This window comes from Azoarcus taiwanensis (genome assembly GCF_012910885.1).
Classification (GTDB): domain Bacteria; phylum Pseudomonadota; class Gammaproteobacteria; order Burkholderiales; family Rhodocyclaceae; genus Azoarcus_F; species Azoarcus_F taiwanensis.
In genome coordinates this window covers 50,801-67,741 of sequence record NZ_WTVM01000004.1, presented here as the reverse complement: position 1 = coordinate 67,741, position 16,941 = coordinate 50,801, and the positions used below count along the sequence as shown (strand labels likewise).

The following is a 16,941-nucleotide window of genomic DNA, read 5'->3' as shown; positions in this document are numbered from 1 at the left end:
CGCGCTCGGTGGACTTCTACCTGGAACTCGACAAGGTCGAACGCGACGACGTTCCCCCGATGCGTCTGACGCACCAGGTGACCGGGCCGGGCAGCTATATCGCCAGCGCCGACCTGCCCTCCGAGGGGCGATGGCGCTTGCGCATGGTGTTCGAGGAGATCACCGGCGTGTTCGAGTTCGAATCGGACGGCTGATCGTCGCGTCAGCGACGGGTTTGCGCATCAGGGCCACATCCTTGCCGGGAATCTCGCAACACCATCCGTGAATGTCGGCAAGCCTGCGCAAGGTGTGCTCGCGATAGAACACCACATGGGTGGGGTCCCGGCGATAGTGCCAATTGGGGAAGCGCGCGTCGTCGGTCTGGAAGCACGTCATGAGTGCCAGCACGCCGCCGGGTTCGAGCATCCGGTCTAAGCGGGCGAACTCATCGGCCGGTTGATGAAAATGCTCGATGACCTCTGTACACGCGACGAAATCGTATCTTCGCTCGAGTACCGACGCATCCGGGGCAAAGAACGGGTCGTAACTGATCACCCGATGACCGAATTCCTCGAGCATCGCGGCGAGCGCCGAGTCCGGACCGCAGCCGTAGTCCAGTCCGATACTGCCTGGCGCCAGTTGCATCCGCAATGGCTCGACGAGGCGCGCCAGGAAGGCGCGGTAACCGGCATCATCCGCGTCATTGCGATGGGTGAGGTAGAAGGCAAGTTCGGCGTCGGCTTCAAGCAGGTGTGCAGATGCCAGCAGAGTCGCCTCGCATGCATCGCAGCGCAGATAGCGCAGTTCGCCCACGCTCACGAGATCCCGCATTTGTTCTTCGCCACAGACCCGACAAGCGGTTTCGGTCAATACCCTCATGCTGCAAGCTTGCCGACGCCGTGAGCCAAAGGCAACACCGTTGGTCAGTGCCCATCCATAATCCGACGCATGGACAACGCAACCTCGGGGACGTGCGCTCGCGAGTCGAGCACGACGCCGATCGCGCCGTCATTGCAGGGCATGCACAACACGGTGATCGGCTTGCCCTGAATCCGGGCCTGATGAAAACCGTCCGCGCCGAACGACGCGCCCAACTGTCCGCTAAGCCTGACGAAGTGCCCGAGTACGGTTGCGAGGGATTCGACCTCGCGCCCCTCTCGCTCAAGCACCTCCCCGCTCGATGAACAGTGAACGTAGCCGAGCACGTTCGGCGTCTGCATGATGCGCTGCATATCGCTCTCGCTGTGTATTGCCATCATCATTCTCCAGGTCTCCTTCGGTGCTTGAATCACCCTGCATGATGCGTGCCAAGCGCAAGACCTGCATGTTTGCGTTACAGACACGCCCTTTCTGCACCAAGGCTGTGCAGAAAGGGGCTGCGCCTGACTCGTTAGAGTGCGTTCAAGCGTCCTCCGAACCAATCGTCCGGGCGACCGACTAACATCCACGCACTCATCGACCTGTTCGCATGCCCGACACACCAACCTTATCCAGCCGCCGGTGGCCGTTCAGACTGCTGATCGCAGTCGTCATGGTGTTCTTCCTGCCACTGGGCTACGCACTCACCGCGCACTACGCCGACGGCGAACAGGCTTCGGACTGGCGCACCGCCCGGCGCGACACCGCCGGCCTGGCACCCGATCCCGGGGTCACCCCCGAAGCGGTGATACACGTCTACGCCGCGCGCGCCTTCCGTTGGCGGGGCGCATTCGGCGTTCACACCTGGATTGCTGCGAAACCCCAGCATGCCGACACCTGGACTCGCTTCGAGGTGGTCGGCTTCAGCGTCGGCAGGGGCGGTCGCGCGGTTCGCGTGAGCGAGGGTGGCATCCCGGATGCCTACTGGTACGGCGCCAAGCCCACGTTGTTGCGAGAAGTGCGCGGCGGCGACGAGATCGACGCCCTGATCACTCGACTGCACCACGCCTCTGCCGAATATCCCTACGATAATCACTACCGGCTCTGGCCGGGGCCCAACAGCAACACCTTCGTCGCCTACCTCGGGCGTGCGGTGCCGGAGTTGAGCATCGACCTCCCACCAACGGCAATCGGCAAGGATTACCTGCCCGACGGCGCCTGGTTCTCCTCTGCGCCGAGCGGTAGTGGGGTGCAGCTGTCGGTGAGCGGTCTGTTCGGTTTCATCTTCGCGCCCGAGGAAGGGCTGGAGATCAATCTACTCGGCCTGAGCGCCGGGATCGACCTCTCGCCGCCTGCGCTCAAGCTGCCGGGTATCGGCCGCATCGGCACAGCTTCCGAGGTGCCGACGCCATCACGTGACCTGATCGCGACAAGTCGCGATTGAGACCCTGCGCGCCAGCACAACCCGGCGACGAACCGCTGCTGCAGATGCACATTCCCGGGCATCTCAGGCATCGTCGTGGGGAAAGATCCGGAGTGTGGAGACCCTTGACCTGCCCTTACTGCGTGAGCAAGCCAGCCTGCTGCGGCGCAATCTCCGAAGCGTCCACCTGCCCCACCGACAACTGTGGATGCGGCCACTGCAACGGACTCGAGCAGCATGATCCAGAATTGACGTGCGGACTGCGAAGCACGCTATTTGGAGCGTTGTGAGAGCTGAGCAAACGCAATGGCTGAACCATGGCCCACCGGGCCGTGATTGCACACACTCTCTTTTGCGTTGCAGCGTCAAGAAGACCTGGATTGTATTTTTCTATCGCACCGATCTTTCAAATTCATTTCACCAATGAAAGGCCGCTCGGTATGATGCGACGCATCAAACGATTTTTCACGTTTGTTCAACCGAGACCTTAAGGAGTAACTGTATGAGCAACCTGATCAACACCCAAGTCCAGCCGTTCAAGGCCAACGCTTTCCACAACGGCAAGTTCATCCAGGTCAGCGAAGAGAACCTGAAGGGCAAGTGGTCCGTCATGATCTTCATGCCGGCCGCCTTCACCTTCAACTGCCCGACCGAGATCGAAGACGCCGCCGACAACTACGCCGCGTTCAAGGAAGCCGGTGCCGAGGTCTACATCGTGACCACCGACACCCACTTCTCGCACAAGGTGTGGCATGAGACCTCGCCCGCTGTCGGCAAGGCCCAGTTCCCGCTGATCGGCGACCCCACCCACCAGCTGACCCGTGCTTTCGGCGTGCATATCGAGGAAGAAGGCCTGGCCCTGCGCGGCACCTTCGTGATCAACCCGGAAGGCGTGATCAAGACCGTCGAAATCCACGACAACGCCATCGCCCGTGACGTCGGCGAAACCGTCCGCAAGCTCAAGGCTGCCCAGTACGTCGCCTCCCACCCGGGTGAAGTGTGCCCGGCCAAGTGGAAGGAAGGCGAGAAGACCCTGGCTCCGTCGCTGGACCTGGTCGGCAAGATCTGATCGAGCTTCTGCGTGCCCTGGGGCCTCCCCAGGGCGAATCACGCGGCCGGCCCCGCCGGCCGCGCGGTTCATCCAGGAACGCCGCCGCGTGCGACCTTGCTGAATGAGCCGAGAACGCCCTAGCAGTCTGTCGGACTTGAGGCTGATCTGCTGCGCCAGTGGGAGAAGCGGTCCATATTCGCCCGTTTTTTCGTTGCATAGAACCACTATGCGCCTCAAAAACGAACGAATCTGGCCTCGCTTTCCCACCTCGCGAGCGACGATCGCTCAAGTCCGACAGGCTGCTAGCGCCCCCCAGCCCCACAGAGAATAACGATTATCAATCAAGGAGTCCGCCATGCTTGACGCAAACATGAAGGCGCAACTGAAAACCCTGCTCGAGCGCATCAACGAGCCGGTCGAGCTGGTCGCGTTTGTCGACGATCAGCCCAAGTCCGCCGAAACGCTCGAACTCCTCAAGGATATCGACGCGCTGTCGGACAAGGTGAGCCTGGTCGAAGGCCGCCCCACCGAAGGCGAGCGCGTGCCGTCCTTCTCGGTGTCGCGCGCAGGCACCGACATGGGCATCCGCTTTGCCGGACTGCCCATGGGCCACGAATTCACTTCGCTTGTGCTCGCGCTGCTGCAGGCCGGCGGCTACCCGCCCAAGGTCGAGGCCGACCAGATCGAAGCCATCAAGGCGCTCGACACCGATCTGGTGTTCGAGACCTACATCTCGCTGTCGTGCCACAACTGCCCGGATGTGGTCCAGGCGCTGAACCTGATGGCAGTGCTCAACCCGCGCATCCACCACAGCATGATTGACGGTGGCGTGTTTCAGGCTGAAGTCACCGAGAAGAACATCATGGCGGTGCCGACCATTCTGCTCAACGGCGAAGCCTTCGGCCAGGGCCGGATGACCCTCGAGGAGATCCTCGCCAAGGTCGATACCGGTGCCGCCGCGCGTGACGCCGCCAAGCTCTCCGAGAAGGACCCGTTCGACGTACTCATCGTCGGCGGTGGCCCGGCCGGTGCAGCCGCTTCGATCTATGCGGCCCGCAAGGGTATCGCCACCGGTATCGTCGCCGAGCGTTTCGGCGGCCAGGTGATGGACACCATGGCCATCGAAAACTTCATCTCGGTAAAGGAAACCGAAGGGCCGAAGCTGGTCGCCGCGCTGGAAGAGCACGTCAAGCAGTACGAGGTCGACGTGATGAACCTGCAACGTGCCGAATCGCTCAAGCCTGCCGCGAACCCCGGCGGTTACGCGGAAGTCACGCTGACCAACGGCGCAGTGCTGAAGGGCCGCACCGTGATTCTCGCCACCGGCGCCCGGTGGCGTGAGCTCGGCGTGCCCGGCGAGCAGGAATATCGCGGCCGCGGCGTGGCCTACTGCCCGCACTGCGACGGCCCGCTGTTCAAGGGCAAGCATGTGGCCGTGATCGGCGGCGGCAACTCGGGCGTCGAAGCCGCGATCGACCTCGCCGGCATCGTCGGCAAGGTCACGCTGCTCGAGTTCGCCGACACCCTGCGCGCCGACGCAGTGCTGCAGGCCAAGCTGCGCAGCCTGCCCAACGTGACCATCGTCACCAACGCCCAGACGACCGAAGTGACCGGCGACGGTCAGCGGGTCAACGGCCTGGTCTACACCGACCGCGCCAGCGGCGAGTCGCACACCGTCGCGCTTGAAGGCGTGTTCGTGCAGATCGGCCTGCTGCCCAACACCGACTGGCTGAAGGGAACCATCGAGCTGTCGCGCTTCGGTGAGATCGTGGTCGACGCCAAGGGCCAGACATCGGCGCCGGGCATCTTCGCCGCTGGTGACTGCACCACGGTGCCGTACAAGCAGATCATCATCGCCATGGGCGAAGGCAGCAAGGCGGCACTGTCGGCCTTCGACCACCTGATCCGCAGCACACCGGAAACCGCGGAAGCCGAAGCCGCCACCGCCTGATCCCGCGACCGGCCGGGAATGGACTCCGGTCCATCCCCGGCCGGCGCGGTGTGGCCGCGAACGCAAGCGCCAAAGGTGGGCGCACGTGCGCTTGTCACCGCAGCCGTTCGCGGCTCACGCCGCTCCCACCCGAACCACAAACGCCTCCACACCCTGTAGGAGCCGCGTAAGCGGCGAACCCAGCGCGATGCGACAGTCCGGGCGCAAGCTGCTAGCCCAACACGCGCCACTGCGAAGACGCCCAGCCACGTTGAACGCGCTTGCGAAATATCAACGCAATGGCGGCACGCACGAAGAACGCCAGCGTCAGCAGACCGACTGCAAGACTGGCCCAGATGCTCAGCACCATCAGCAGCCAGAAACCCTCTGGCATGCGATGTGCGACCGTGGCCGCGAGCTGAAAGGCGATCGGCAGCGAGAGCAGACCGATGCATGTGGTCAGCGCGGCGGGGATCGGGTCGTCGTGCTTCATGGCACATCTCCTTGTCTTTCGTCTGGGATGAACCGAGTGTGCAACGACCACTGGCTCACTACATGAGCCTGACAGCAGGTAGGATGGTTTCCATCGAAACCGCCCATCCGACGCCATGAGCCAGACCGAACGCCTGTACCGCATCGTGCGCATGCTCGAAGACGCTCGCCAGCCTGTGCCGCTCGCCCGGTTTCTGGACGAACTTGAGGTGTCGCGCGCCACCTTCAAGCGCGATCTGGACTATCTTCGGGACCGGCTCGGTGCGCCCATCGCCTGGCAACGTGCCGAGGGCGGCGCACCAGGCGGCTACCGGCTCGACGGCCCGCGCGATGATGCGGCGGACCGTTACGGCATCCGCGGCATGTGGTTCAACCCTTCGGAGATTTACGCGTTGCTGATGATGCAGCAGCTCGCCGCCGGCATGGAACCCGGCGTCCTGTCGCAACAGATCAGCGGGCTGATGACCCGGATCGCTCTGATGCTGGGCACCGCCGCAGACGATCCGGCCGAAGTCTCGCGTCGGGTGCGCATCCTGCACTCGGCCAACCGCCGCAGCGCCCCGCCTTGTTTCGACACGGTGGCGCAGGCGACCATGAAACGCCGGCGGCTGGAAGTCGACTATCACACCCGCAGCCGGGGGACGACCTCGCAGCGCGAAGTGTCGCCGCAACAGCTGCTCCACTACCGGGAAAACTGGTATCTGCTCGCGTGGTGCCACAAGGCACGCGGTCTGCGAACCTTCGCGCTTGATGCAATGCTGGACGCCCGTGCGAGCACGGATGCAGCCGATGAGGTGTCACCCGACGTGCTACAGAACGCAGTCGGCATGGTCTTCGGCATCATCACCGGACCTGGCCGCAAGCTGGCCGAGCTTCGCTTCTCGGCCGACGTCGCACCCTGGGTGGGCAAGGAGATCTGGCATCCCGAGCAACGCATGCGCGAAGAGAAAAACGGCGGCATCCTGCTGGAAGTGCCGTACTCGGACCCGCGTGAAATCCTGATGGAGATTCTCCGCCACGGGCCGGACGTGGAAGTTCTTGGCCCGGCGGAGTTACGCGATGAGGCGCGTACCAGACTGGCACGCGCACTCGAGCGCTACCGCAACGGCTGAAAAGCCGCGCGAAAACAGCTCAGCCGACCGCGACCAGCTCGATCTCGAAGGTCAGGTCCTTGCCGGCCAGCGGATGGTTGGCGTCGATAGTGACACTCTCCTGAGTGACTTCGGTCACCCGCACCGGGATCGGCTGGCCGTCCTGTCCCTGCATCTGCAGGTTCTGGCCAACCGACGGATTCAGCCCTGGCGGAAGCTGGCCGACCGGCACGGTGAGCACCGCCTCCGGATGATGCGCCCCATAGGCCTGGTCCGACGGGATCGTGGTGGTGGTCTTGTCACCGACCTTCAGCCCCTCGACCGCCTGATCGAAGCCGGGGATGACTTGCCCGGTTCCAAGGGTGAATTGCAGCGGGTCGCGGCCAGCCGACGAGTCGAACACCGTGCCGTCCGACAGCGTGCCGGAGTAATGAACCTGTACGGTGTCGCCCTTCTTCGCTTCACTCATGATTCTGTTTCCTCTTGCTGTTGAAAAAAATCCGCAAACAGCCCGAGACTGACAGCGAATCTGGTCTTTCACCATACAGCAAAGGGCATTGGCTGACCATGAAGGGAAAGGTATTGGGTTCCGTTACGTCCCGGTCTGGTGCAAGATTGCGGTTTCACACGATCAGGCCGATAGGCCGACCGGGGTTTGTCGCCCCGGGCACCAAAGGGGACCCACGTAGATGAGCGATCAGATCAAATTCCTGCTGCCCGAGAATCGCATCCCGAAGCACTGGTACAACATCCAGGCGGACCTGCCCAAGCCGCTGCCACCGGTGCTGCATCCGGGCACGATGCAGCCCATCGGTCCGGACGATCTCGCGCCGCTGTTCCCGATGGAACTCATCATGCAGGAGGTCACCACCGAGCGTGAGGTCGAAATCCCCGAACCAGTGCGCGAGATCTACAAGCTGTGGCGCCCGGCTCCGCTGTACCGTGCCCGTCGCCTGGAGGAAGCCCTCGGTACCCCGGCCAAGATCTTCTACAAGTACGAAGGCGTGAGCCCCGCCGGCAGCCATAAGCCGAATACCGCCATCCCGCAGGCCTTCTACAATCAGCAGGCCGGTATCAAGCGCCTGTCCACCGAGACCGGCGCAGGCCAGTGGGGCACCTCGCTGTCCTTCGCCGGTGGCGTGTTCGGCATCGACGTCACCGTGTTCCAGGTGCGCGTGTCGTACGACCAGAAGCCTTACCGCCGCGCGGTCATGGAAACCTACGGCGCGCGCTGCCTGCCGTCGCCGTCCACCGAAACCGAGTACGGCCGCTCGGTGCTCGCCCAGCGCCCGGACCACCCCGGCAGCCTCGGCATCGCGATCTCCGAAGCAGTGGAAATCGCCGCAAAGAACGCCGACACCAACTACGCGCTCGGCTCCGTGCTCAACCACGTGCTGCTGCACCAGACGATCATCGGCATCGAGGCGATGGAGCAGCTCGAGATGGCAGACGTCTATCCTGACGTGGTCGTCGGTTGCACCGGCGGCGGCTCCAACTTCGCCGGCATCGCCTTCCCGTTCATCGGCGCCGGCCTGCGTGGCGGCCCGAAGCCGCGCATTGTCGCGGTCGAACCGGCTGCCTGCCCGTCGCTGACCCGCGGCAAGTACGCCTACGACTTTGGCGACACTGCACACCTGACGCCGCTCACCAAGATGCACACCCTCGGCTCCACCTTCACCCCGCCGGGCTTCCACGCCGGCGGCCTGCGTTACCATGGCATGGCGCCATTGGTGTCGCATCTGAAGGAACTCGGTCTGATGGAGGCAGTGGCCTACCACCAGACCCAGTGCTTCGAAGCCGGCGTGCTGTTCGCCCGCGCAGAAGGCATCGTGCCAGCTCCCGAGGCCAACCACGCGATCAAGGGCGCAATCGAAGAGGCGCTGCGCTGCAAGCGCGAGGGCAAGTCCGAGGTCATTCTCTTCAACCTGTGCGGCCACGGCCACTTCGACATGGCGGCCTACACCAACTACTTCAGCGGCAATCTGGTGGACGACAGCTACGACGAGGCCGAACTGGCAATGGCACTGTCCGGCCTGCCAAGCGTCAGCGAAGTCTGACACCAACAGCCGCGCCGAACACCGGCGCGGCATCAGCGACTGCGAACGCGCCTTTTCAGGCGCGTTTTTTTTCGTAATCTTATCCGATTAAATTAGTCGACTATTCGCGCCGGACTGCGCTAGAGTTGAGGCACCTGAATCGCACGTATCTAGTACGCCGCCCGGTGACGGCCCCTCTCCCTTCAAGGGGGAGGCTGGGAGGAGGATGGGTTCAAACACTCCCGAAACCCGGTGCCGTGCAGGAGCCTCCAGCATGCCCAACCGACTCGCGCACGAAACCTCGCCCTACCTTCTTCAGCACGCCGACAACCCGGTCGACTGGTGGCCCTGGTGTCAGGAGGCGCTCGAGCTCGCCCGACGGCTCGACCGCCCCATCCTGCTGTCCGTAGGCTACGCCGCCTGCCACTGGTGCCACGTGATGGCGCACGAGAGCTTTGAGGATGCGCGCACTGCCGAAGTCATGAACCGCCTGTTCGTGAACATCAAGGTCGACCGCGAAGAGCGGCCGGACATCGACCAGATCTACCAGAGCGCCCATCACATGCTCACCCAGCGCAGCGGCGGCTGGCCTCTGACGATGTTTCTCACACCGGACGGCACACCCTTTTTCGGCGGCACCTATTTCCCGAAGACACCACGCCACGGCCTGCCCGCCTTTGCAGATCTCCTGGAGCATGTCGCAGAGACCCTGCGCAACAGAAGGCGGGACATCGAAGAACAGAACGCCGCCGTGCGTGCGGCCCTGGCTCGTGCCGCCTCGCCCGGCGCCGGCTCGCACCATTCGGACTTCGGCCCGGCACCACTGGCCGACCTGCGTGACCGGCTCTCGGCCGCCTACGACCAGCGCTTCGGTGGATTCGGCGAGGCGCCCAAGTTTCCGCATCCCACGGATCTGGAGTTCCTGTTGCACCGTTGGCACAGTTGCGGCGACGAACACGCCCGCGACATCGTTCTACACACCCTCGCCTGCATGGCCGAGGGCGGCCTCTTCGACCAGCTCGGCGGCGGCTTCTACCGTTACAGCACCGACGACCGCTGGCAGATCCCGCATTTCGAGAAGATGCTTTACGACAACGGCCCGCTGCTCGGTCTCTGCGCCGAAGCCTGGCAGGTAAGTGGCCAGCCACTCTACCGCGACATCACCGAGCGAACGGCGGAATGGTTGATGCGCGAAATGCAGGACCGACACGGCGGCTACTGCAGTTCGCTGGACGCCGACTCCGAAGGAGTCGAAGGGCGCTTCTACGTGTGGGACCGCGACGAAATTTCAGCCCAGCTGACACCCGAGTTGTTCTCGGTGGTGGACCTCCACTGGGGCCTGAACGCTGCACCCAATTTCGAACATCGGCACTGGCATCTGACAGTGGCAATGCCCCTGGACGAGGTCGCGACCCAGCTCGACATCACGCCTGACGAGGCCGCCCGACGGCTCGCCGACGCCCGCGAGCGGCTGTTCGCCAAACGCGCAATGCGGGTACCCCCCGGGCTAGACAACAAGATCCTGACCAGCTGGAACGGGCTCACCATCGCAGGGATGATGCGCGCCGCACGGGTATTCGACCGCGACGACTGGGCCACCAGCGCGCGCGACGCGATCGCATTCATCCGCAACCACCACTGGCGGGACGAACGCCTCTACGCCACCAGCGCCGGCGGCGAGGGCCGGCTCAACGCCTATCTTGACGACCATGTGTTCATGATCGAGGGCCTGATCGAGGCGATGCAGACGCGATTCGACCCGGAGGATCTGGTCTTCGCCGAAGATCTCGCCGACGCCTTGCTCGACAACTTCGAAGACCGCGCCGGCGGCGGCTTCTTCTTTACTCGGCATGACCACGAACACCTGATCCAGCGCCCCAAACCGATGCACGACAACGCCACACCGGCCGGCAACGGCGTCGCAGCACGGGTGCTCGCCAGACTCGGCCATCTCACCGGCGAAACCCGCTATCTCGATGCGGCCGAACGCTGTCTGCAGGCCTTCTATGGCGCGCTTGCCCGCAACCCTTCGGGGGCTTCCAGCCTTGCACTGGCGCTGGCCGAGCGACTGGCGCCGCCTGCGGTCATCGTGCTGCGCGGACCGCAGCACGCCATCGCTGGCTGGCAGCGTCGCCTCGCCACCCGCCATCAGCCCGATGCAATGGTATTCACCCTGCCGACCGGCACGCCCGACCTGCCGCCCGCGCTGGACAAACCGGCAGTCGAGTCAGCCACCGCCTGGCTCTGCCGAGGGCACCACTGCCTGCCGCCGGTCAGCGACATCGACGCCCTGGAAAAGCTGCTGGACACTCGTGGCTGAAGTTTCGCTGAAGCGCCCATGCATACTCAGGTTGGTGCACCCGAAGCGCCGCTCCTCGAAGGTGGATGACACCTATGTGAGCTCGCCTCGGATACCTGATGGCCGGGCCAATGGCTCACCAGGGCAGATTCTGCCCATTGGAATGGCGGAAGCAACCGCTGTTCTTCAGCTCCAGCTCATCGATGCGCGCTGCGAGACCCTCGGCGGCCTGCTGCGGGGTAATGTCGCCTGCGAAGCCGACCATCCGCGTCTGCACGAAACCCGGGTGCAGCAAGGCCACCGCAATGCCACGCGGCGCCAGATCCCGGGCGAGACTCACACCCGCCGCATTGAGCGCCGCCTTGCTCATCCGGTAGGCGTAATACGCGCCCGAACCGTTATCGCTGATCGAGCCCATGCGGCTGGTAATCATCGCCACCTTGCTGCCCTCGCCCAGCAACGGCAGCAGGGCTTCGGTGATGCGCAGTGGCGCCAACGCGTTCACCGTGTATTGGCGCAGCACATCGTCGAAATCGATCTCGCCCAGCGTGTTGTTCCCGAACACCCCGGCATTATTGATCAGCACATCGACCCGCCGCCCGGCCAGCGCTGCGGCCAGTCGGACACCCGCATCGGTCGCCGCCACATCGATGCCCTCGATGACCTCCACGCCAAGCGCATTCAACTCAGCCGTCGCGCTGCGGCACACGGCCACCACACTGTGACCGCGATTCTGGTACAGGCGGCACAACTCCAGACCAATGCCACGGCTTGCGCCGGTCACCACCACTGTTGCCATGTGAAATCCTCCGTCGTAAAAGCCATTGCGACCACCGATGGCGCAGACCATTCCCGCCGCCATCGGTGCAGCACGCTACCACGACCCTCATCCACACCCAACTCAAGGAGACGTACCCCATGCCGATGACCGAACTCACCATCAAGGGCATGCGCGACGAACAATGCCTGCGCCTGGTCACCAACGCCATCCAGGACCTGCCCGGCATCGGTTATCTGGAAATCTCCCTCGACACCGGCGCTGCAAGCATCGAACACAGCAGTTTCGTGTCCGAGGCTGACGTACGCGCCGCTATCGAGGAGGCGGGTTACGAGACCGCCTGACGCGCAACGCGGCCGCGCCTCGTGGCCAACAGGCCAAGCAACGCCAGCATGATCAGCGCGGAGGTCGCGGGTTCCGGCACTGCCTGCGCAAAAGCGCGGCCCAGAATCGAGTGGGCTTGCGCGGTTGGATGAACGCCATCGACGAACAGGAACCCATCGCAGGCGCCGATCAGGAAACAAGGCGTGATCACGTCCGTGAAACCGAAATCTGCCGGACTCGCCAGCAAATCAGCAAAGAAGCCGGCGGTATCGAACTCAATGATGTTGGCCCACGGAAACAAGCCTCCGACCACGCCCAGCGCCTGGGCAAGTGCCGTATTGAACCCGGCTGACAGTGCACCCAGCTGAGACTGCGCGAGCTCGTCCTGACTGAGTCCAAACGGCGTCGTCGCCAGATTGGGCATATTGGGTACCAGAATATCCACCGCCCCAAGACCGGCCAACGTGCCGACAATCCCCGCGATATTCCCGACAGCGGTAGTCAGAACGTCCACCGGATTGGCGCCCAGCCCGAGGCCCAGAAAGAAATCGTTGGGCCCACCCCACACCATGAACAACGACCGCGCCGGATCGAAAAGCGGCTGCGCCATACCAGCGGCAAACCAGTTGTCCGCAAAAGAAGCCAGCTGCGCCTGCATCCCCGTGCTCGCAATGGTCGCAGGCAGTCCGGCAGGGCTGCCCGTGATGTAGTTGAAGTTGCCGACACCAGTCGTTGCCCCACCCACTGCGTAGTTCGTCCCGCCCAAAGCCGAGGGCTTGAAATCCGCGATTCCCAGTTGCGCCGCCAGCACCTCGGCAGCGGTTGGCCCATTCGTAAAGCGCTGAGCGTAAGGAGGCGAATCCGGCCACGCGCCGCCACTCAACGTGTAGGCATTACCTCCGTCGCTGAGACTGTCACCGAATACGAACAAGGACGTGTAGGCCGCCAACGCCATCTTGGGCAGGCATAGCACAAGGCACAGAAGCATCAGGACTCTGCGAATCATCGTCGGGTCTCCTCAGGTCGTTATCGTTGGATTTTGCGTTCGCGCGCACCCCAAGCAAACCCTGCACCGGAAGCCACAAGACATTGATCCAAATGTACTAATTGAAGCCAACAACCACAGCCAAGGCCCGTGGTGTAAAGAAAACCGACATCGCAAGTTCTGGATGCCGCTTGCAGCCGGTTCACCCACCCGCTGCGGCAAGCAAGGGAATCTTCCCCCGCGGTTCCAATCGAATCGCGACACACCGGTAAGCACAGCATCCACAGGCGACGACCCACGCCTCGGCCAGAATCAGGAAGACGACCATGCCTCATTCCTCTTTCCCCTACGACGGCCTGGCAGTCGTCATCGGCGCCGGCGGTGGCGTGGGCGCCGCGCTGTGCGCGCGGCTGCAAGCCACCGGCCATTTCGCTGACGTCATCGGCCTGTCGCGCCACAGTGCCCCGCCCGTAGATCTCACCGACGAAGCCAGCATCGAAGTCGCGGCCCTGCACATCGGCCAGCGCAACCAGGCGCTTCGTCTAGTTATCGACGCGACTGGTTTCCTGCACGGCAACGGCTTCATGCCCGAGAAGAGCCTGCGCCACCTCGACCCCGCCCACATGGCCCACGCTTTCGCAATCAACGCCGTCGGCCCCGCGCTGCTGATGAAACACTTCCTGCCACTGCTGCCCAAGAAAGGCAAATCGGTGTTCGCCACCCTCTCCGCCCGCGTCGGCAGCATCGGCGACAACCGCCTCGGCGGCTGGCACAGCTACCGCGCTTCAAAGGCTGCCCTCAACCAGTTCGTCCGCTGCGCCGCCATAGAACTCGCACGCAGCAAGCCCGACGCTATATGCATCGCACTACATCCCGGCACGGTCGACACCCAACTCTCGACATCCTTCGCGAAGACCGGGCTGGACGTTCGACCCACGGAGCAGGCGGCGGCGGAGATCATCGAGGTGATCGAAAGGCTCAACAGAGAGGACAGCGACGGTTTTTTCGATCACAAAGGGGCTGCGATTCCCTGGTAATGCATTTGCTCGCGACACGCGGCAGCAACGAAATCATTAAAGAGCAGGCTCACTATGTGAGCCTATCGAACACGCATACTGTCACTACGCATACGACGTTCGCGTACCATTGCACGAACGCAGGCGAGGAGACAGATTGTGTTTTTCGCTCACTCAACCTCAAAGGAAGACCAATCAGACTGGCAGTCGCTCTCTGAGCACCTGACCAATGTCGGTGCCCTTTCGGCGAATCACGCCCGAGTTTTCGGGGGGCAGGATCTCGCGCAGGTGGCTGGCCTGCTGCATGACCTCGGGAAGTACACGGATGACTTTCAGCGACGCATAGCCGGAGATGCCATCCGTGTGGATCACGCTACCCGTGGCGCAATGGTCGCGGTTGAGCGGTTCGGACCGATCGGCATGCTGCTCGCCTATGGCATCGCGGGCCATCACGCCGGCTTGGCGAATGGTAGCGAGGGAAACGAACGCACGGCCCTTTGCGACCGGCTGAAGGGTCTTGGGTTGCCGCCGCTGAAGGACGACTGGCGGCGTGACATCGTGCTTCCCGAGCAAGCCAATCCACCCAAACTCGTTCCACAGAAAGATCTGGGCATGTTTCAGTTCGCGTTCTTCGCGCGCATGCTGTTCTCCTGCCTTGTCGATGCGGACTACCTCGATACCGAGGCCTTCTACGATCAGATCGCCCTTCCCGGTCAGCCCAACGACCGCAGCGCATCGCGCGCGCTCGAAGCCCCCTCCCTGCAAGCCTTGCGCGAGCGCCTCGATACCCATCTTTCCGGCTTCGCCGCTGACTCCGACGTCAATCGCGTCCGTGCGGACATTCTCGCTCATACGCGCCAAGCCGCGCAGCACGCGCCCGGTCTGTTCTCGCTCACGGTGCCCACCGGTGGCGGCAAGACGCTCGCCTCGCTGGCCTTCGCGCTCGACCACGCCATCAAGCATGGGCTGCGGAGGGTGATCTTCGTGATTCCCTTCACCAGCATCGTTGAGCAGAACGCCGCGGTATTCCGTTCCGCGCTGGGCGATCTGGGAGAGGCGGCGGTGCTGGAGCACCACAGCGCCTTCGTCGCCGCGCCACTTCCGCGATCGGACGCCGAGCGCTACCAGGCCCGCGAGAAGCTGCGGCTGGCGATGGAGAACTGGGATGCCCCCATCATCGTCACCACCGCCGTGCAGTTCTTCGAAAGCCTGTTCGCCGCACGCCCATCGCAATGCCGCAAGCTGCACAACATCGCCGGCAGCGTGGTCATCCTCGACGAAGCGCAGACCCTGCCGCTCAAGCTGCTGCGGCCGGCGGTCGCCGCCATCGACGAACTGGCCCGCAACTACCGCAGCAGCATCGTCCTGTGCACCGCCACCCAGCCAGCCTTGAACGCGCCGGATTTTCGCGGCGGATTGGAGAACGTGCGCGAACTCGCCCCGAACCCGCCGGAACTGTTCCGCAAGCTGGAGCGGGTGCGCGTGCGCCATGTCGGGACGCTTGATGATGACGCGCTCGCGGCGCAGCTCCGCGACCTTGATCGGGTGTTGTGCATCGTCAACAACCGCCGCCACGCCCGCGCCCTGTATCAGGCGCTTGCCGACCAACCCGGCGCGCGCCACCTGACCACGCTGATGTGCGCCAAACACCGCAGCGAGGTGCTGGCCGAGGTGCGGGTACGCCTCAAGGCCGGCGAACCCTGCCGGCTCGTGTCGACCTCGTTGATCGAAGCCGGCGTCGACATCTCGCTGCCCACCGTCTACCGCGCCGAGGCCGGCCTGGACTCGGTGGCCCAGGCGGCGGGCCGCTGCAACCGCAACGGCGAGCGCGCTGCGGCGCTGAGCGAAGTGCGTGTGTTCGCCACGGCCAACAGCGACTGGGCACCGCCGCCGGAGCTGCGTCAGTTTGCCCAAGCTGCGCAGGAGGTCATGCGCCAACCGCAATTCCGCGACGATCCGCTGTCGCCGCCCGCGATCGAGGCCTATTTCCGCCTGCTTTACTGGCAGAAAGGCGACAAGGAACTGGATGCCGCGAACCTGCTCGGCCTGTGCGCGGAAAGCCGTATCGACTCCCTGCCACTGGAGACGCTGGCGGCCAAGTTCCGCATGATCGACACCGTGCAGATGCCGGTGATCGTACCCTTCGACGACGACGCCCGCGAGCACCTGAAGAGCCTGCGCCACGTGGACAAGAGCGGCGGCCTCGCGCGCAAGCTGCAGCCTTACCTGGTGCAGCTACCGCGCAACGGCTTCGATGCGCTGCGCAAGGCGGGCGCGATTCAGCCGGTTGCGCCGGAGAAATGGGGGGAGCAGTTCATGGAACTGGTGAACATGGACATCTACAGTCGCGAGTTCGGCATCTGGTGGGAGGAGCCTACGTTCATGGGTTCGGCAAACACGATCATCTAGCTATGGGGGTGCTTTAGGTAGAGGAGAAATAGAAATCTTTTAGTAAGACTCTTTGGAACTGGACTTATCGGTAACGACGAACTACCATGCAACGGCACAACAGCGGAGTTGCCGCCATGGAACGAGAGTCCGAAGTAGCCACAGATGTTGAGATCGACCTCAAGCTCAAGGTCAGGGCTCAATGGCGTCCTACCCTTCTGCTGTGGTGTGTCGTCAGCGTGCTTGGCTCCGTCTTGCTTGTTTGGCTGGGCCGGTGACGTGGGTTGAAAC

At 63.7% G+C, this 16,941-nt stretch carries 16 protein-coding genes and 1 pseudogene; 11 read left to right on the top strand and 6 right to left on the bottom strand.

Annotated elements, in window-relative coordinates; all coding sequences use genetic code 11:
- Window positions 1-194 (top strand): annotated as a pseudogene (locus tag GPA21_RS01390) (FixH family protein); the annotation flags it as partial.
- Here GPA21_RS01390 and GPA21_RS01385 read toward each other — a convergent pair.
- The gene (locus GPA21_RS01385; protein WP_168986419.1) at window positions 160-810 is read right to left on the bottom strand and encodes a class I SAM-dependent methyltransferase; all 651 of its coding nucleotides are present in this window, start codon (window positions 808-810) and stop codon (window positions 160-162) included. The pseudogene GPA21_RS01390 and the gene GPA21_RS01385 overlap by 35 nt on opposite strands.
- 92 nt (window positions 811-902) lie before the next feature.
- Window positions 903-1,241, bottom strand: a complete 339-nt coding sequence (locus GPA21_RS01380) for a roadblock/LC7 domain-containing protein (RefSeq protein WP_168986418.1) — start codon at window positions 1,239-1,241, stop codon at window positions 903-905.
- A 206-nt stretch (window positions 1,242-1,447) separates the two neighbouring features.
- Here GPA21_RS01380 and GPA21_RS01375 point away from each other — a divergent pair, with 206 nt between their 5' ends.
- The 3 genes from GPA21_RS01375 (at window position 1,448) to ahpF (ending at window position 5,262) form a co-directional block, all read left to right on the top strand.
- Window positions 1,448-2,281 (top strand): DUF3750 domain-containing protein, encoded by an 834-nt coding sequence (locus GPA21_RS01375; protein ID WP_168986417.1) that lies wholly within the window; start codon window positions 1,448-1,450, stop codon window positions 2,279-2,281.
- Between the two features lie 481 nt (window positions 2,282-2,762).
- On the top strand, window positions 2,763-3,329 hold the full coding sequence (ahpC, locus tag GPA21_RS01370) for an alkyl hydroperoxide reductase subunit C (RefSeq protein ID WP_168986416.1): 567 nt from the start codon (window positions 2,763-2,765) through the stop codon (window positions 3,327-3,329).
- A gap of 337 nt (window positions 3,330-3,666) precedes the next feature.
- Window positions 3,667-5,262 carry an alkyl hydroperoxide reductase subunit F gene (ahpF, locus tag GPA21_RS01365; protein ID WP_168986415.1) on the top strand — a complete coding sequence of 532 codons (1,596 nt, stop codon included), beginning with the start codon at window positions 3,667-3,669 and terminating at the stop codon, window positions 5,260-5,262.
- Window positions 5,263-5,473: 211 nt separating this feature from the next.
- Here the strand turns inward: ahpF and GPA21_RS01360 are convergent, their stop codons facing one another.
- Complete coding sequence (locus GPA21_RS01360; RefSeq protein WP_168986414.1) at window positions 5,474-5,734, bottom strand: hypothetical protein; 261 nt, start codon at window positions 5,732-5,734, stop codon at window positions 5,474-5,476.
- A 115-nt stretch (window positions 5,735-5,849) separates the two neighbouring features.
- On the opposite strand from GPA21_RS01360, the gene GPA21_RS01355 reads away from it, so the two are divergent.
- Window positions 5,850-6,845: a helix-turn-helix transcriptional regulator gene (locus GPA21_RS01355; protein WP_168986413.1), complete on the top strand. Its 996-nt coding sequence runs from the start codon at window positions 5,850-5,852 to the stop codon at window positions 6,843-6,845.
- 19 nt (window positions 6,846-6,864) lie between these two features.
- Here the strand turns inward: GPA21_RS01355 and GPA21_RS01350 are convergent, their stop codons facing one another.
- A complete protein-coding gene (locus tag GPA21_RS01350; protein WP_168986412.1) occupies window positions 6,865-7,293 on the bottom strand; it encodes an FKBP-type peptidyl-prolyl cis-trans isomerase in 429 nt (142 codons plus the stop codon).
- A gap of 220 nt (window positions 7,294-7,513) precedes the next feature.
- Between GPA21_RS01350 and GPA21_RS01345 the strand changes: the two genes are divergently transcribed.
- Together GPA21_RS01345 and GPA21_RS01340 are read left to right on the top strand one after the other, a co-directional pair.
- Complete coding sequence (locus tag GPA21_RS01345) at window positions 7,514-8,881, top strand: TrpB-like pyridoxal phosphate-dependent enzyme (RefSeq protein WP_168986411.1); 1,368 nt, start codon at window positions 7,514-7,516, stop codon at window positions 8,879-8,881.
- A 253-nt stretch (window positions 8,882-9,134) separates the two neighbouring features.
- The gene (locus GPA21_RS01340; RefSeq protein ID WP_168986410.1) at window positions 9,135-11,180 is read left to right on the top strand and encodes a thioredoxin domain-containing protein; all 2,046 of its coding nucleotides are present in this window, start codon (window positions 9,135-9,137) and stop codon (window positions 11,178-11,180) included.
- Between the two features lie 115 nt (window positions 11,181-11,295).
- On the opposite strand, the gene GPA21_RS01335 is transcribed toward GPA21_RS01340, so the two are convergent.
- Entirely contained in the window at window positions 11,296-11,958 is a 663-nt protein-coding gene (locus GPA21_RS01335) for an SDR family oxidoreductase (RefSeq protein ID WP_168986409.1), read from the bottom strand.
- A 119-nt stretch (window positions 11,959-12,077) separates the two neighbouring features.
- Here GPA21_RS01335 and GPA21_RS01330 point away from each other — a divergent pair, with 119 nt between their 5' ends.
- Window positions 12,078-12,281, top strand: a complete 204-nt coding sequence (locus GPA21_RS01330; RefSeq protein ID WP_168986408.1) for a heavy-metal-associated domain-containing protein — start codon at window positions 12,078-12,080, stop codon at window positions 12,279-12,281.
- Here the strand turns inward: GPA21_RS01330 and GPA21_RS01325 are convergent.
- Complete coding sequence (locus GPA21_RS01325; protein WP_246261675.1) at window positions 12,266-13,216, bottom strand: SGNH/GDSL hydrolase family protein; 951 nt, start codon at window positions 13,214-13,216, stop codon at window positions 12,266-12,268. The two genes, GPA21_RS01330 and GPA21_RS01325, sit on opposite strands and share 16 nt — an antisense overlap.
- A gap of 356 nt (window positions 13,217-13,572) precedes the next feature.
- Here GPA21_RS01325 and GPA21_RS01320 point away from each other — a divergent pair, with 356 nt between their 5' ends.
- The 3 genes from GPA21_RS01320 to GPA21_RS01310 all read left to right on the top strand — a co-directional run bounded on the left by GPA21_RS01320 (window position 13,573) and on the right by GPA21_RS01310 (window position 16,928).
- The gene (locus GPA21_RS01320; protein ID WP_168986407.1) at window positions 13,573-14,283 is read left to right on the top strand and encodes an SDR family oxidoreductase; all 711 of its coding nucleotides are present in this window, start codon (window positions 13,573-13,575) and stop codon (window positions 14,281-14,283) included.
- A gap of 138 nt (window positions 14,284-14,421) precedes the next feature.
- Entirely contained in the window at window positions 14,422-16,671 is a 2,250-nt protein-coding gene (cas3, locus tag GPA21_RS01315) for a CRISPR-associated helicase Cas3' (protein WP_339379877.1), read from the top strand.
- Between the two features lie 116 nt (window positions 16,672-16,787).
- The gene (locus GPA21_RS01310) at window positions 16,788-16,928 is read left to right on the top strand and encodes a hypothetical protein (RefSeq protein WP_168986406.1); all 141 of its coding nucleotides are present in this window, start codon (window positions 16,788-16,790) and stop codon (window positions 16,926-16,928) included.
- The last annotated feature ends 13 nt before the right edge of the window (window positions 16,929-16,941 follow it).